We start from the raw sequence: 16,448 nt of genomic DNA, 5'->3' as shown, positions 1-16,448 counted from the left end.
AGAAGGAGGTTAAATATCATGAATGCACTTACCGCGTTGTTAGTTGCTTTTTCTATTTCCTCTGTGCTGGTAGGTTGCAAAGATAGCAAGCCACCACAAGCCCCTGAACCTTCAGAAATGGTATGTGGCACGATCCAGGGATTGACATGTCCTGATGAGCAGTACTGCGATCTTGGAATCGGTCAATGCAAAGTCGCTGATGCACAAGGTGTCTGCAAGACTAAACCCACGATTTGCACAAGGGAATTCAATCCAGTCTGTGGTTGCGACGGCAAGACCTATGGTAATGCATGTGAGGCAGCTGCAGCAGGGGTTTCCATTGATCACACGGGTGAATGTAAGCCAGCAGAGCCTCAAGCGTGTGGTGGCATTGCGGCAATCAAATGTCCGGAAGACCAGACTTGCATTGATGATCCGAGTGATAGCTGCGACCCCACTCAAGGAGGAGCAGACTGCCCAGGGATATGCACAACCCAGCAGGACCCGATGGGAGATGTTTGAATTTGTTTGCGTGATTAATCGCATCATTATGATTTGTTGAAGTACAAAAAATATTTTGTAGTTAACGCGAAGGGCTGCTCTGTTTTTCAAGTTGAACAAGATGAAGTGGCCTGCCTTAGCCCCGCGTGGATGCGATACAGCCAAGAAAACGCTTTCCATTGAGGGCGCAAAATTAAGTGAGGTGACTGTTATGAAACAACTCAATACGATCAAGTTTTTCTCCATTTTGCTTGGACTATGGTGCGGGTTCGGCTTTATCGGCATCCAGCGAATCGCTCAGGCAGAAACAGCGAAATACCCAGAAACGATCAAAACCGAGTATCAATATGCCGCAAAAGTCGCTTGCTCGATGTTGCTGGCGCACCAGGATGGCACCTTGGCGAGAGGCACTTACCGCACAATCGTCAATATTCACAACCCTACCAATAAGAAAATTACCATTGCAGCCAAGGTGGCGCTTGCAACACAGCTTGGCTCCGAGCCAGGTCCCTTCGATATTACGCCTTTCAAGGGCATTGTTCTCCAGCCAGACGGGGCGGTTGGAGTAAACTGCTTTGACATTGCAGGCTACTTTTGTCCGATTGATGGTGTTTGTGTGGATTTCGCCTTCCTGGAAGGATTTCTGGTTGTGAAAAGCCCTGTTCCACTGGATGTTGTGAGCGTATATACCGCTCGGCATACCGACGGGGAGGTTGAGTCCATAGATGTTGAAACAATTGAGCCGCGAAAAGCGCACGATACCGTTAAGCTGGGGCCAACAGAGCTCACCAAACCGGGGGAAGGAAAACGCATTGATTATCCACCCAAGGGAAGCTCTGCTTACTATGATCAGAAACCAAAACAAATGTGTGGAGGAATTGCCGGTTTTCCATGTCCTGAAGGCATGAAGTGTGTGGATGATCCTTCAGATGATTGCGACCCTACTAAAGGTGATGCTGATTGTGCAGGTATCTGTGTGAAATAACCGCAAGTAAGCGTAAAAATAGTTGCTGCAAGGAATGCAGCAGCGGGGTGGTTCCTGTTTTGTTGAGTTAAGCACTTAATTGGAGGATTTGTACAAATTGCAGTGAGTGTGCATGCTGCTGATAGCAAGGAGTGCAATCATTGCGCACTCACAGCGCGTTCTCGAGGAAAGGCGCCATGAAACCAATTGCTGTGATTCTCATGGGTATGGCGATTCTTGTCGAGATGAGCTCCACCGCAATGTCACAGGAACCTTTCGATTTAAAGAATATGACTTGCCACATTGCATCAGCAGATACAAATGGTTGCACAGGAATACCCACGCTTCATTCCGGGGTGCTGACTATTTCGAAAGAGGGTGCTTTTAAACTGAAGGCTCACTACGAGGGATGTTTCATGGTTGAGAAGGTTACAAAATCGGGGAGATATCAGGTATCCCGTTTTAAGGAAACGATGAGCCTTGAGCTCCTGACTACAAAAACAACGGGGATGGCAGATACGGCATCAGATTTTCCGAGAACGCTTGGGTTTGCCAATTTAAATTATGACAGGCTGGATGGATACTTTATTGACATATCTGCCGTGATTCGTGAGCGTGGACGTCATACAGAAAATATCATTACCTCGAAACTGCAATGCGAGGTGGATGAATAGGGCAGCAAATGGCTACCCCTTTACTGGTTTGTCAAAATATTGTAGTGAGTAACACAGTAGAAACTCTTTTTTATACAAAGGCAAAGGGCGGATCAATTTTTCATCACTCAAAAGGGAGTTCACAGTATGGCGCATCATAAAGAAATGTTTGAAGGCTGCGATATTGAAATAAAAGACGATATCAATCTGTCGATTAACGGAAAGGAAATTCATTACGAGCATGATGAGGCAAAAAATAAGTGGTCTTCGAAATATCTACCCTATACCCAATATGATTCGTTATTGGAACTGGCAAGAGCAATTGCTCAGCACACTGTTGAGTTTTCCAACGTAAAAAAATAGTCTAAACAGACTGAGAGAAGGAGGAAATTCTCATGGCTATCAGAAAAGATGCAAATACCCTGACGGTTGCTGAACGGGCAGAATTCGTTGCCGCCATCGTAGCTTTGAAAGCCGAAGGCATTTATGACCAATTTGTTCTCAGGCATGCAAATGCCATCATGAGCGCCATTCATCGGGCTCCTGCCTTCTTGCCCTGGCACCGCCGTTTTATTTTTGATCTCGAGCTGGAACTGCAGCGTGTCTCAGGCAACCCGAATCTCGGAATACCCTATTGGAACTGGCCTTCGGGAGGAGCCAATGCCTCCATGTGGAATGATGACTTACTTGGAGGAGATGGAGATGCCGGTGGAGTCGTCCGGACCGGACCATTCCGGGCCGGTCAATGGACAGTCGTCAATTCCAGCGGATTACCAGCTGGCCCACTTATGCGAGCATTTGGTCAAAATGGCCTGCCAACCTTACCCACTCAAGCGGAAATCAATCAAGTCATAGCGGTCACGCCGTACGATGTCCCTCCATGGAATATGAACAGCAATCCAAGTTTCCGTAATCAACTTGAAGGCTGGGTGGGTCCTAATCTCCACAATCGTGGTCATGTCTGGGTTGGCGGCTCCATGCTGCCAATGACCTCTCCGAATGATCCGGTATTCTTCATGCATCATTGCATGGTCGATAAGATCTGGCATGAGTGGCAATTACGCTTTCCGAATCAAGGCTACCTGCCAACAAGCGGTGGTCCTTTTGGACAGAACTTGACCGATCCAATGAATAACACCCCTTCAGGGCGGATCGGTTCGCGCCCGATTGATGTTCTTGACAGTAATGCTCTGGGTATTATCTATGACGGTGCGGCCCCTCAGCCTCAACCACAGATACCGCTCATTGTTGTCGGAGCCAATCCAACGTCGGCTGATATCGGAACACCAGGAGAAATTGACGTATTCCGGTTTGAAGTCTCGTCCTTCGGCCCGCATACGATGTACACTACTGGGCCATCCGATACTTTCATGACCCTCTTTGGCCCCAATGATCCGAATATCGAAGTGACCTCAGATGATGATGCAGGCGAAAATCTTAATTCACAAATCACGCGGAATCTCTCGGCAGGAACCTACTATCTGCATATTCGCCTTTATAGTGCGAGCGCAGCAGGAAATTATGCGGTCGGTGTGCGCGCTGCTGGTACCAGTCCCACTCCCACCCCCACCCCCATCCCTGATCTCGTTGTAGATGGCGCAAGCATCAATGCGGCTATTTCTGCAGCAAATGAAAGCGATGTGTACCGATTTAATATAACAACTGAAGATACCTATACTATTCAGACGAGCGGGACTACGGATACCTTTATGAGTTTGCATGGACCAAATAGCCAGATACCGGAAATTGCTAGCAATGACGATGAGGGAGTTTCCTTCAATGCCCGGATTCGCCGCCAGCTCCCGCCTGGTGAGTATTTCGTCCGTATAAGGCACTACTCGCCTTTCGGGACAGGACCCTATTCCATCCACGTCACTCGGGGATGATGCTGAAACCGGCAGGCTAGCCGGATATTTAACCAGGACGCGGGATGATGGCGGGACAATTGGCTCATCCCGCGCCAAGTCGATATCAGCAGTTATTAGTGCGAAGTGGGCTGCCAATCGCTCATCAGCCCCTGCGACTAACAATCCTATAACGCTACGCCATCGATACCATAGCCTCATGGAATGTTTTCATTTCTTTTCTGGGCTTTTTGCAATGGCACGCTGAAGAATGATCCTGATATCAGCTGATATCGCGGAGTCGGTGGGGTTTTCTATAACATCAGGAACACTATTCGCTGTTATTATGGCCGGCGTGGCTGTATTTACTTTAGCCCGAATATTTCATAAATTCGCGTGATGATCACGCAGGATTTTGATTAATAGGGAAGTTTTGAGAAGGAGGGGTGTAGTGATTCATACACCCGACTGAGCAAAATCTTTCTTATTAATCAAAAGACAAGTGAGGGCACGTGTCAATTTGTGAAATATTCGGGTTAGTCTCTGGCGATTTTACAGGATCAAAGAGTAACCGGCCATTTTCCATGCGGATGAGACGATCGGCTAAATGAAAATAACGGTCATCGTGCGAAATGACCAGGATTGCCTTACCCATCGCGCGCAATTCGGGAAGTACCTCATAATAGAAAATCTCTTTAAAGGCTGGATCCTGGTCCGCTGCCCATTCATCAAATACCAGGAAGGGGCGGTTTTCCAGGTAAGCGACCACTAAAGCCAGACGTTTGCGTTGTCCTTGCGATAAGGTCAGTGTGGTAAAGGCGCCATTCTGGACTTTTACTTTGTTTTGCAGATGGAGTTTGGCTAAAAGCTGGTTTCCTTTTTCATCGAGATCCTTGCCATGCCCTGTTTCAAGCAATCGGTCAAAAAGATGAAAATCAGAAAAAATGGTCGTAAAAAACTGTCTATAGTTATCACGATTGGTATCATTGATGATGACGCCATTGAGCGTGATGTTGCCTTCTTCCGGGGGATAGAGTCCCACAAGCAATTTTGCTAATGTGGTTTTACCACTGCCATTGCCCCCAATCAGAAAAGTGATTTCTCCGGGATGGAACTGCAAGTCAACTGGTCCCAGCGTAAACATTTCATCTTTTTGCTCATGATAGTAGCGGTGTAACACGCCCTGTAACACGATAGATTGCAGCGGCGGTAGCTCGGCTTTCTCTGTTTGAGATTCGGAAGAGGACATCAAGCGCGTAATCTCATCGATCCGGTCAGCTGATACTTGTGCAAGGTTAGCGCGAGGGATATTTAATAGCAGCGCCTCGAGCGGCCCTACCATATAAACGAAAACCAATGCATAACCTGTGATGATCAATGCTCGGTCAGGCACGTCGCCGACTAGCAGGAACAGCACCATGCCAATGAATGCGTAAATCAAGAAATTACCCCAACTTGCCGAGGCTACGAAAACAGACATACCAAAGGTTCGTTCTTTACGTACTTTCTCGATAGATTGTTTGAGCACATCATCGTAAAAAGTGGTACGTTTATCCCGGTTAAGGCGTAACTCCTTGGCGCCGTCAGTAAGTGAGCGGAAATAGGTAAATAGATTATCCTGCTCCTGGGCGGCAATATCCAGATGCCGGATAGCGCGCAGATGGGCAAGATGATATCCCAGTGAACCGAAACCGATGACGAGGATTGCGAGCAGGAAAACTTGCCATGATAGCAACGCCATGTAAACCAGACAGCCGGCAACGACCACGGCATTGGTGAGAATAACTGGAAAACTCACAAAAAATTCGGCCACCCGGGTGCAGTGCTCGGAAAGGGCGGACTGGATGCGTGCAGCGCCAAGTTGTTCGAGTTGCCGGTAATCGGCCACAATCACTCTTTGCGCGATAAAGCTGCGTAACTCAGAATGGGCGCGTTGTCCTAAGCGTTCGAATAAAATCGCCGCCATCATATAACTGAGCATGACACACAGCGCCGTTCCCGCAAAAATGAGCGCCATCTCTTCGCGATCAGATTCTGTCGCTGTCAGCGCTGAACTGATTTGTGCAAGCAGCAGAACGCTGCAAATACCATGCAATATGCTGGCAAACGATGCGCTCAAAAGCAGCGGCTTGGATTGTTTAATAAGATACTTCAGCATGGTTTACCTATTTAAAATGTATATCAAGAGAGACGAATAGCAAGCATAAATATTTACTCTGCTGGAGTAATGCCTTCAGTATTCCTCAATGGCTGAGCTATCCCTCCGGTCACTTCTTCTGATAGGGAATTAAATGCTGTTTATCAACGACATAGCCATATTTCATTTTCTTGTCTATGGTCAGCAGATAATCAGAAAAAATTTTATGGAGAAGAAAATTTATAAATAACAATACTTCTCATTCGTCTTCAATCAGTGAGATAAGGGTAATACCAAAATCAAAATTTTTTGGGGACATATGAATCTATATCGATTAAATGATCAATCTTGTGAGTCATTAGTGGAGCAGTCGATGCTCCCAGTGAGCTTATTATCTTACCCAGAGCAAACTCGCTATCTTGTCATCTATGAAGGCAGAACGTTAAAGGTACAGGATGTTGAAAATGAAAAGACAACGATTTGGCATTTATACCAGCAATCTGATCAGCTAATGCTGGAATGGGTCGATTCCTATTCAGAACAACCTGAAGCGACCGAATTCCTGGCAGCAGTGGAAGCTTCATTTGTCAACTATCCCCACCAGAAGAAATTGTACTTGTCTGCACCAACCAAACAGCTTGCCGGGTTATTCGATTCAGGCGCTCTGGTTAAAACGGAAGATGGCCGATACGTAGTCTATGTGGAGCTTTTCTGGCAGCAATCCAGAGTATGGCTTTCTTCATCCCGATCTCAAGCGTACCCAATTTATTCTACCTTCAGCCATGGGCGACGTCACCCGCTGCGGCCGCCCAAGCCTAATGGTATCGTTTATCAGCGTTATATCACGTGGTTGGACCGTACCTTGGCACTTCGGACAGTTGATGTTGATACCGATCTCGGTTGCTTCAATCGCTGGATGAATGACCCCGTGGTAGCAGAGTTCTGGCAAGAAACGGGCGATCTCTCCAAGCATCGCACCTACCTCGAAGGTATCCGGGCTGACCCGCATGTGATTAACCTCATCGGTTGTCTGGATGACGAACCATTTGGCTATTTCGAAATATATTGGGCCAAGGAGGATCGGATTGCGCCTTACTACGATGTGTATGATTTTGATCGCGGCTGGCATGTATTGATTGGAGAGCCCCATTTGCGTGGTAAACCTTTCGTGACCGCCTGGTTACCCTCAATTTCCCATTATTTATTTCTTGATGATGACAGAACTCAGCGTATCGTCATTGAACCCCGCGCTGACAATCACAAAATAATCCGGAATCTTGCACAATGCGGTTATGCCCATCTCAAGGAATTCGATTTTTCACATAAACGCGCCATGCTCGGCATGTTGCTACGAGAGCGCTTTTTTGCTGAACAACTCTGGGTGCCGCGCAATACGATGCCACCCCATTCTGTCTCTTTATCCTGAGGATTTCGTCATGAAAATTTATGATTTGATCGGCATTGGCTTTGGTCCCTCCAATATTGCACTCGCCATTACGCTCGAAGAAAAAAAACAAGCTGGCTACGGCGTCGAGTCATTTTTTATTGAGAGGCAGCCCAGTTTTGCCTGGCACGTAAACATGATGTTGGATAACGCGCATATGCAAGTTTCTTTTCTCAAGGATCTGGCCACAATGCGCAATCCATCGAGTCATTTCACGTTTATCAATTATCTTCACCAAAAGAACCGGCTACAGGATTTTATCAATCTCAAGACTTTCTTTCCGAGTCGTCATGAGTTCAATGATTATCTGGCATGGGCGGCAGCACATTTCGATCATTGCTGTGCTTATGGCGAAGAGGTGATCGAGGTGCTGCCAGAGAAACATGGTGATGAGATTGTGCTGCTGCGCATACGTTCACGTGATCGTGAACAAGTCATTCATGAGCGACTGGCCCGCAATCTGGTGATCAGTATCGGTGGCCAACCGAGAATTCCAGATTGCTTTTCGTCATTGAGAGGAGATTCGCGTGTGTTCCACTCAAACAGCTATCTCAAGGAGATTCAACAGCATGCTCATGCAAACAAGATTGCGGTAGTAGGGGGTGGGCAAAGTGCAGCAGAAATTTTTATGGATTTGCATCATCGCTCTCATACGACTGAGGTCGATTTGATTATGCGTGCGCGTTCCATCAAGCCATCAGATGACAGCCCTTTCGTCAATGAGATTTTCAATACTGATTTCACGGATTATGTTTTCAATAGCTCTGATCAACAACGGACTGAAATCCTCAATGAATTCTGGCATACCAACTATGCTGCACCGGATCTGGTTTTGATCGAGCAAATCTTTAAGGTGTTTTATCAGCAAAAAGTTTCCGGTATCGAGCGACATCGTTTTCTGCGGCGCCATGAAGTCAGGAAAGCAATCTCTCGGCCTGACGGCATTCAGTTTGTTTTGCATGATCTGAATACAAATTGTGAGCGAACGATAACCTATGATGCGGTGGTGCTTGCGACGGGCTATAACCGGGATCACCATAAATCTTTATTAGCGCCGCTTACTCCTTATTTCAATAATTTAACTGTGGATCGTCAATATCGATTATGCAGTACACCCCATTTCAAGCCAGCAGTTTTTCTTCAAGGTACCTGTGAATCAAGTCATGGTTTGAGCGATACCTTGTTGTCAGTGACGGCGGTACGCACGAGCGAAATAACCCAGGCGCTCATGAGCTTACCCAATCAAACGACCGCCGTGCAAGCAAAGCGCGCGATATCTTCCGCGCTTGTTTATTCTAGATAGAATTTCTCTTAACTTCGGTCATTGATTCAATCATACAGATCTTTACAAGCTACCACGGAAGAACGATCGATCTACAGAATGCGATTCTTTTTATAAATTTCAACTTCTTTTTTAGATGTTGCAAAAAAAACCGCACAATCCCGATGCGAACTGGTGTAAGATTGCGGCTAAATCCAGCTCCTGTAATCACTGGATACGGGCTTGGTTATTCGGGAGCTGATTCCAGGATTTTTCGAGTCCTTTGCGGATCCAGCAAAGGACTTTTTAATGAGATCATTGGCACCAGAAGTAATGAATAGATATGCGCTTCTGAGTAGTTTGAAAGAGTTTTGACCGAGTAATGGTTATTTACGAATCAGCAACGCTGATTGATGTAAAATTGTCTTATGGCGGGCCTCCCCGCATTGCAGGGTAGTGAACCTGGTCAGATCCGGAAGGAAGCAGCCACAGCTATTTTTTGCAAGTGCCGGGGGTTCGGCTCGCCACCCTAACAGATAGGTTATTGATAATCATCTGCTCTTTTTCCTTCATTTGACAAATATCGTGTCCCAAACACAAGTTCTTGCTCGGAAATGGCGCCCAAGAAACTTTTCTGAGTTGGCTGGGCAAGACCATATCGTTAAAGCAATCACCCATTCACTTGAGCAGAATCGGTTGCATCATGCATACTTGTTTACGGGCACACGCGGTGTCGGTAAAACAACGATTGCCAGAATCCTGGCCAAAGCACTGAATTGTGAAACTGGCGTGACATCCACGCCTTGTGGAGAATGTCCGGCTTGCGTAGCTATTGATAAAGGAAGCTTTGTTGATCTGGTTGAACTGGACGCAGCATCCAATACCCAAGTTGACAGCATGCGCGAGCTTCTGGAGAGCGCATGCTATGCCCCTACTGCTGCCCGCTATAAGGTGTATCTGATTGATGAAGTGCACATGCTTTCCAGAGCGGCTTTTAATGCCATGCTCAAAACTCTGGAAGAGCCTCCTGAACATGTCAAATTCATACTGGCGACTACTGACCCACAGAAGATTCCTATCACCGTGCTCTCGCGTTGCCTTCAGTTCAATTTGAAGCAGATTCCTCCCCCTTTGATTGCAGCACATTTAGAGAACATATTGTCTCAAGAGCAGGTTACATCGGATGTTGCGTCCTTGCGATTATTGGCAAGAGCTGCACAAGGTAGCATGCGAGATGCGCTGAGTTTACTCGACCAAGCAATTGCCTATGGTAATGGTGTTGTTGAAGAAGCTGATGTACGTGCCATGCTGGGTGTAATAGATCAGGAATATCTTTATGATTTGCTTGAAGCGTTAGCTGAAAAAGATGGCGCGAAGATATTATTGATTGCTGATGAGATGGAGGTGCGCAGTTTATCGTTTGATACTGCTTTACAAGATCTGGCAACCATACTTCATCGTCTTGCATTAGCACAAATCGCGCCCCAGGCGATTGATGAGACATTGCCTGAACGTGAGCGAATATTTGCCTTGGCTAAGCGTTTTACCTCCGAAGATGTTCAATTGTTTTACCAGATCGCACTCCATGGGCGCAGTGATTTGAATCTGGCGCCGGATGAATATGCTGGCTTCACGATGACATTGATGCGGATGCTGGCATTTATACCCGACCAGATGTTTCCAGGGGAGATTTCTAAGAATTCTGGAGAGAATGGAAATAGCGCACGGGAATCGGTTCAAGTGATGAATCAGGCTAAAGATAACAGTCGATCAATACAGAAAAAAGAGAGCGAAGTTTCTAGTTCTCCCAATAAAGACTGGCTGGCAGCCGTAAATCAATTGAAACTGAATGGTATGGCGAAGATGCTGGCGCAACATTGCGAGGCAAGGCATTTCTCGGCTGATCAGGTTGAATTGTGTGTGCCAGAAATACACAAATATTTGTTAGAAAAAACTTATCAGGATAAGTTAAAAGCTGCGTTAGAGCACTACTTTGAGAAACCTGTTAAAGTCGTATTTTCGATAGGCAGTATTACCGGTATGACGTCAGCAGTCATGCAGGATCGTGAAAAACAGGCAAAACAGTCTGAAACGATTGCGGCAATTGAAGCCGATCCTTTTGTAAGAGAATTGGTAGAAAATTTTGATGCAAAACTAATCGTTTCTTCGATTAAACCGATTGAAGATTGAATAATGGAGACAAAATAATGATGAAAGCTAATTTAGGCAATTTGATGAAGCAGGCGCAGCAGATGCAGGAGAATATGAAAGCCATGCAAGAGCAGTTGGCGACGATAGAAGTGGAGGGTCAGTCAGGAGCAGGTATGGTCAAAGTTGTGATGACCTGTCGCTATGATGTCAAGCGTATCAATATCGATAATAGTTTGATGGGTGATGACAAAGAAATGCTGGAAGATTTGATTGCTGCGGCAGTTAATGATGCTGTGCGTCGAGTGGAGGCAACCACGCAGGAAAAAATGGCTGGTTTGACCGGTGGACTGGGTTTGCCCCCAGGGATGAAACTGCCTTTCTGAATAACGGATCAATGGTATCGAATTAAGCATAGGATTATTTATTCTGTTTATCAGTATTCAGTGCCTTCTCAAATTATCCTCGTTGTGAAGTAAAGTAAATGCGCATCAAGCGACCACTCAATCCAAGAAATTCAAAGAAAAAGCAGACTCTGGCACCGATGAGTAACCGTGTTTCCGCCAAACCTGATTTAATGGTTACCCACAAGCTCCATAAGTTGCTGGCGCAAAGCGGTCTGGGTTCCCGGCGTGAGATGGAAGACCTGATTGCCTCAGGTCAGGTCAGTATCAATGGAAAGATCGCGAAATTGGGAGATCGGGTGGGGTCCAGAGATCTGGTGCGTGTAAATAAACGGATTATACGGATCAACACCAGCGAGCGTTTACCACGCGTGATCCTCTATCACAAACCGGAAGGTGAAATTGTGAGTCGTCATGATCCCGAAAAGCGTCCATCTGTTTTTGATAAATTGCCGCAATTGAAATCATCGCGGTGGATTGCTATTGGTAGATTAGATTTCAATACCAGTGGATTACTGATATTTACCACAAGCGGTGTTTTGGCAAACCGGCTGATGCACCCACGTTTTCAAATCGAACGTGAATATGCGGTCAGAATTGTTGGTCGCCTGACCCCGGAACAAAAAAGCCAATTATTGGCAGGTGTTGAACTGGAAGATGGTCTGGCAAAATTCAGTGATTTGTCAGAACAAGGAGGGGAGGGCACCAATCGTTGGTATCACGTGATATTAAAAGAGGGCAGGAATCGGGAAGTGAGACGTATTTTTGAAGCATTGGGCTTAGTGGTCAGTCGATTAATTCGTGTACGATTTGGCCCGATTAATCTATCTCCCAGATTGAGGCGCGGCATGTGGCACGAACTGGATGAGAGTGAAATCAAGTACTTGCTGGAGTTGGTTAATGGTGTTCCGTCTTCTGGTGCTATAGCAAGAAAAAACAGTAAGTTAAATTAGATCGCTGCGCTTCAACATGAAAACAAATTGATCGCCTGCGCTTGTTTCCAGCCAGGTAAAAGGCATACGTGGGAAGGATTGTTCAAGGGCATCGCGATTATGGCCAATTTCTACGATCAATAGGCCTTCTTCAGTCAGATAATTGGCAGCTTCGTTGAGTATTGTACGTGTTATGGTCAATCCATCCGAACCGCCTGAGAGTGCAATGTGTGGTTCATGGCGAAACTCTTCAGGGAGTGCTGCCATCGATTCGGCATTGACATAGGGCGGATTGCTAATGATCACATCATAGCGTTTTCCAGTTAATTCGCTAAATAGATCGGAGTGAATAGGGTTGATAGTATGCGATAGGGCATAACCAGTTATATTTTTATGAGCGACTTCCAATGCTTCAGTTGAAATATCAACTGCATCAATGTTTGCATACTCAAACGCATGAGCCAGTAATACAGCCAGACAGCCAGAACCCGTACACAGATCCAATGCAGAATGGATGTCGTCAGGATGCTTGATCCAGGGTGCCAATCGAGTTTGCAATAATTCAGCGATAAACGATCGAGGGATGATAACGCGTTTGTCGACGTAAAAACTGAAGTCACCTAACCAGGCTTCATTCGTCAGATAAGCTGCTGGGATCTTTTCGGCTACGCGCTGTTCAATGTAATGAAATATCTGATCGCGTTCAGGCTGGGTGAGGTGTGCGTCCAGGAATAGATCTAATTGGTCTGGCGTAAGATGTAGTGCATGTAAAATTAGATGAGCGGCTTCATCGTAAGCCGTGGGAAATCCCTGGCCAAAAAACAAGCCGGTTTGGTTAAAATAGCTTACGGCAAAACGCAACAGATCGCGCAGTGTGCGCAGCTCATTCCTGGCGTAGTCGGTAACTGGAATTCTGGGTTCTTGGGAAGGAGTCACCATATCTGGCAATAGAAGAATATTTGCATGCGATACGAATGTAGCATAAAAGATAGGCTGATGCTCAAATTATTCGATTAACCCATCTTATGAACAATATCCATGAATGACGAATATTTTATGCGGGTAGCACTTGACCTTGCGTTCAAGGCGCAGGAGCTGGGAGAAGTGCCAGTGGGTGCTGTCATCGTTAGAAAGGGCGAAATCATAGGCCGTGGCTACAATCGTTCCATCGTGGCGATGGATCCTACGGCGCATGCAGAGGTAACTGCACTGCGTGATGCAGCTCAAAATTTACACAATTATCGTCTACTGGATTGTACGTTGTTCGTAACCCTTGAGCCTTGCACCATGTGTATCGGCGCCCTTTTCCATGCTAGGATCAAGCGCCTTGTGTATGCCGCTGCAGATCCCAAAACAGGTGTTTGTGGCGGCGTATTAAATTTACCGGCGGAGACAAGGCTTAATCATCATCTAGAAGTCACCGGCGGTGTGCTGGCCCATGAGGCAAGTGGGCTATTAAAACAATTTTTTATCAGAAAGCGAAATCCTGACAAGATCGTTTTATTATGAAAATCCATATCAGTATCGACCGGCAGCAACTCGATTTGTTGAATGATGAAAATACAGTTATCAGCAGCTATTTGATATCTTCAGCCAGAAAAGGTGTCGGTCAGCAGCGGGGTAGTTTTTGTACGCCATTGGGAATGCATATTATCCGTGCCAAAATTGGAGAGAATCAACCGATTAATGCCGTCTTCGTCAAGCGTCGCCCGACTGGAGAAATCTATACGCCCGAGCTGGCTAGCCGCTATCCTGGTCGGGACTGGATTTTGACGCGCATCATGTGGTTATCAGGATGTGAGATCGGATTTAATCGGCTGGGTCTGGTTGATACCATGCGTCGTTATATCTATATCCATGGCAGTCCCGATAGTGCAGAGATGGGTAAGCCTGGCTCGATCGGTTGTATTCGCATGCATAATAACGATTTATTGGATTTATTTGGCCGGGTAGCGGTGGGAACACCTATTGAGATTAATCCTTGAGCATGTTCTCCTTATTCCAATTCTCGATAGAAACGTAAATATATTTAATACGTAACTCTCTGTATTTAAGAAGTTATACTAATATAATTGTTCCTCTTTCTATTGAGAATTGGAATGAAATATGATTTTGGCGGAGAGAGCTTTAATCTCAGAGATTCCTGGGCGACTGGAAATGTGATGAGTTTGTTTCGCCAGGGCGGTATTAAGAAGTGACATGGTTTCGGGTAAAACTGATACCCAACACACCCTCAAAACACTTCGTTATAAGCTCTTTGCCAAGGCTGGTTTACATTACTCATGAGGGTCGAAAAAAGATTATTAACCTGGCCGTTGCTATGCAACAACGTGACTGGATTGATGGCCTTTGGAATCAATCTAAAACGTTCGATCTTCCTGTTAAATTTAACCCGAATATTTCATAAATTGGCACGTGCCCTCACTTGTCTTTTGATTAATAAGAAAGATTTTGCTCAGTCGGGTGTATGAGTCGCTACACCCCTCCTTCTCAAAACTTCCCTATTAATCAAAATCCTGCGTGATCATCACGCGAATTTATGAAATATTCGGGTTAATTGGTTCTAATGGAAAATCTGGGATAAAAACAGCTTTTTCAACAGACGACCGTCCAAACTTTTACACATGAAGTGGCTATTTTTTAGTATTCTACGCGCACCCGGTAGGTTAGCGTGGCTTCGCTCTCGGCTGGGAGGGGTATTTTCCATTCAACCATGCTAGCCGATAGTTTGGTGTGGGGCAATGATTCGGATAATATGTCCCAGTCCCCCGGGATAGGTTCTCGCACTTGTACCGTGACCGCTTCTTTCTTGGCATTCTTGAGTGTGATTTGATAAGCCGTTTCAAAAATACTGGCATGTCGTGGCGTGCCAGCAATTTGTTGAAAATCGGTTTGTAGCTTATCAGCGGTAATATCAAAGGCATTACCCAGTCTGAGACGAATCAGCTCATTTTGCGGGGTGTGATCGATCTGATCTTCACCAATAAATTGATTATTTCCTTGCTTATCTTTTTTATAGACCCGAATAATTCCTTTCGGCAGGGGAATTCCCAGACCCTCTCCTTTGTTAAGAAAGCCGATGAGTACGCCTATTTTTAATTTCTGGCTGATCGCATCGTATTTCCCTGAGTAGTAATAATCCGCACCTTGCAGCACATATTCCTTACTGACAGGAATATGGGTTGCGGACATGAGCGCAACTTGCTTGGTCTGGTTCTCAGCTAGTGTTGTAGGCTGTTGTAGTGTATAGAGATGATATTCAAAAAGTGATTCTTCCTTCATTTGTGCTGCATCAGCCATTTCTGGTGCTATCGCCATCATTTTTCTGGGTAGACGCTGCTCAGGGTAAATTCGATGGATATCACCTGCTACCAATTGCAAATTGGCATGATGATAGATCATGCCGCTTTGATTAGTTAACGTCACCAGTCCATTGAGATCAAGTCGGCTATCATCTTCGCTCAAGGCAGCCACATAGTCCGCATGCCAGGATAATCCCGATGTGAGGTAGGAAAGCTCAAGATCATGCTTGCCTGGGGAGGGGCTGGTCAGTGAAATGAGCAATGTGGGTTTGTCACGCAGATTCTCTGGTACTCCAGGGAATACAATACGTCCAGGGACGCTACTTTCGATACGGTCATTAAATTTCAGGATAGTTCCTTCATTAGTCGAAAGAACTGTAGCTGTCTCGCTAGTCTCGGAACCTGTCGCAGGGCTGGTGCGAATGACGATAACTTCTTTACCCGAGTACTTTTCTAGCAGTTTTCTTGGAGTGAGTAGATCGAAATCAAAATTCTGTTCCAGTAAGCGGAATCCTGAAGAATGAGTAAGATTGCGTAAAAGTGCAGTTTCAGGACGTATCTGCGCAGATACCTCACGCCAGGCCAGCTTGTTGAAAGCTTGATCCAGCACAACGCTACGCAAGTCTTTTATCAGCGCCAGATCCTCATTATAAATTGTAACGACAATGTTCTTCTGATCCTGGGATGTAGTAATTCTTTCGCCAGTCGACGCAGCAACATAACTTAAAGGACTGCTGCTTATCAGCGTTATTGCAAGAATCGTTACACAAAAAGATTGTTGATGACAGTATTTTCTTCTTGCGACTAAACACGCCTTTCTTAGCCATTTCATCATCATGATTTACTTTGTGGATTAGAAGTGATGGTTATTTCTTATCA

At 45.8% G+C, this 16,448-nt stretch carries 15 protein-coding genes and 1 other RNA gene; 13 read left to right on the top strand and 3 right to left on the bottom strand.

The genetic code is table 11. The features are described 5' to 3' along the window. Positions 1-18: 18 nt before the first annotated feature. The 5 genes from BLP80_RS05880 (at position 19) to BLP80_RS05860 (ending at position 3,983) form a co-directional block, all read left to right on the top strand. Positions 19-501, top strand: a complete 483-nt coding sequence (locus BLP80_RS05880) for a Kazal-type serine protease inhibitor family protein (protein ID WP_090541218.1) — start codon at positions 19-21, stop codon at positions 499-501. Between the two features lie 190 nt (positions 502-691). Beyond that, positions 692-1,465, top strand: a complete 774-nt coding sequence (locus tag BLP80_RS05875) for a Kazal-type serine protease inhibitor domain protein (RefSeq protein ID WP_090541304.1) — start codon at positions 692-694, stop codon at positions 1,463-1,465. A gap of 176 nt (positions 1,466-1,641) precedes the next feature. Continuing rightward, entirely contained in the window at positions 1,642-2,118 is a 477-nt protein-coding gene (locus tag BLP80_RS05870; protein ID WP_090541215.1) for a hypothetical protein, read from the top strand. 126 nt (positions 2,119-2,244) lie between these two features. Beyond that, entirely contained in the window at positions 2,245-2,460 is a 216-nt protein-coding gene (locus tag BLP80_RS05865) for a hypothetical protein (RefSeq protein WP_090541212.1), read from the top strand. Positions 2,461-2,492: 32 nt separating this feature from the next. Next, the gene (locus BLP80_RS05860) at positions 2,493-3,983 is read left to right on the top strand and encodes a tyrosinase family protein (protein ID WP_090541209.1); all 1,491 of its coding nucleotides are present in this window, start codon (positions 2,493-2,495) and stop codon (positions 3,981-3,983) included. A 445-nt stretch (positions 3,984-4,428) separates the two neighbouring features. Here BLP80_RS05860 and BLP80_RS05855 read toward each other — a convergent pair whose 3' ends face one another. After that, positions 4,429-6,099 (bottom strand): cyclic peptide export ABC transporter, encoded by a 1,671-nt coding sequence (locus BLP80_RS05855; protein WP_090541155.1) that lies wholly within the window; start codon positions 6,097-6,099, stop codon positions 4,429-4,431. Between the two features lie 352 nt (positions 6,100-6,451). Here BLP80_RS05855 and BLP80_RS05850 point away from each other — a divergent pair, with 352 nt between their 5' ends. From BLP80_RS05850 to rluB, 6 genes are all read left to right on the top strand, one after another. Beyond that, on the top strand, positions 6,452-7,504 hold the full coding sequence (locus BLP80_RS05850; RefSeq protein ID WP_090541152.1) for a GNAT family N-acetyltransferase: 1,053 nt from the start codon (positions 6,452-6,454) through the stop codon (positions 7,502-7,504). Positions 7,505-7,514: 10 nt separating this feature from the next. After that, the gene (locus tag BLP80_RS05845; RefSeq protein WP_090541149.1) at positions 7,515-8,825 is read left to right on the top strand and encodes a lysine N(6)-hydroxylase/L-ornithine N(5)-oxygenase family protein; all 1,311 of its coding nucleotides are present in this window, start codon (positions 7,515-7,517) and stop codon (positions 8,823-8,825) included. 388 nt (positions 8,826-9,213) lie between these two features. After that, positions 9,214-9,312, top strand: an RNA gene (gene ffs / locus BLP80_RS05840) — signal recognition particle sRNA small type. Positions 9,313-9,368: 56 nt separating this feature from the next. Next, a complete protein-coding gene (gene dnaX / locus BLP80_RS05835; protein ID WP_090541301.1) occupies positions 9,369-10,973 on the top strand; it encodes a DNA polymerase III subunit gamma/tau in 1,605 nt (534 codons plus the stop codon). Between the two features lie 20 nt (positions 10,974-10,993). After that, positions 10,994-11,317, top strand: coding sequence for a YbaB/EbfC family nucleoid-associated protein (locus BLP80_RS05830; protein ID WP_176754286.1), 324 nt, complete (start codon positions 10,994-10,996; stop codon positions 11,315-11,317). 98 nt (positions 11,318-11,415) lie between these two features. Further along, positions 11,416-12,288 carry a 23S rRNA pseudouridine(2605) synthase RluB gene (gene rluB, locus BLP80_RS05825; RefSeq protein ID WP_090541143.1) on the top strand — a complete coding sequence of 291 codons (873 nt, stop codon included), beginning with the start codon at positions 11,416-11,418 and terminating at the stop codon, positions 12,286-12,288. Here the strand turns inward: rluB and prmB are convergent. Beyond that, positions 12,280-13,206, bottom strand: coding sequence for a 50S ribosomal protein L3 N(5)-glutamine methyltransferase (gene prmB / locus BLP80_RS05820; protein ID WP_090541140.1), 927 nt, complete (start codon positions 13,204-13,206; stop codon positions 12,280-12,282). The two genes, rluB and prmB, sit on opposite strands and share 9 nt — an antisense overlap. A gap of 99 nt (positions 13,207-13,305) precedes the next feature. On the opposite strand from prmB, the gene tadA reads away from it, so the two are divergent. Continuing rightward, the gene (gene tadA, locus BLP80_RS05815; protein ID WP_090541137.1) at positions 13,306-13,776 is read left to right on the top strand and encodes a tRNA adenosine(34) deaminase TadA; all 471 of its coding nucleotides are present in this window, start codon (positions 13,306-13,308) and stop codon (positions 13,774-13,776) included. Continuing rightward, positions 13,773-14,252, top strand: a complete 480-nt coding sequence (locus tag BLP80_RS05810) for a L,D-transpeptidase (protein ID WP_090541136.1) — start codon at positions 13,773-13,775, stop codon at positions 14,250-14,252. The genes tadA and BLP80_RS05810 overlap by 4 nt, the downstream gene beginning before the upstream one ends. 655 nt (positions 14,253-14,907) lie before the next feature. Here BLP80_RS05810 and BLP80_RS05805 read toward each other — a convergent pair. After that, a complete protein-coding gene (locus BLP80_RS05805; protein ID WP_256324972.1) occupies positions 14,908-16,404 on the bottom strand; it encodes a DUF4139 domain-containing protein in 1,497 nt (498 codons plus the stop codon). Positions 16,405-16,448: the final 44 nt, after the last annotated feature.

It is taken from the genome of Nitrosomonas sp. Nm132, assembly GCF_900100485.1.
Classification (GTDB): Bacteria; Pseudomonadota; Gammaproteobacteria; order Burkholderiales; family Nitrosomonadaceae; genus Nitrosomonas.
This window is presented reverse-complemented; position numbering and strand designations above follow the sequence as displayed.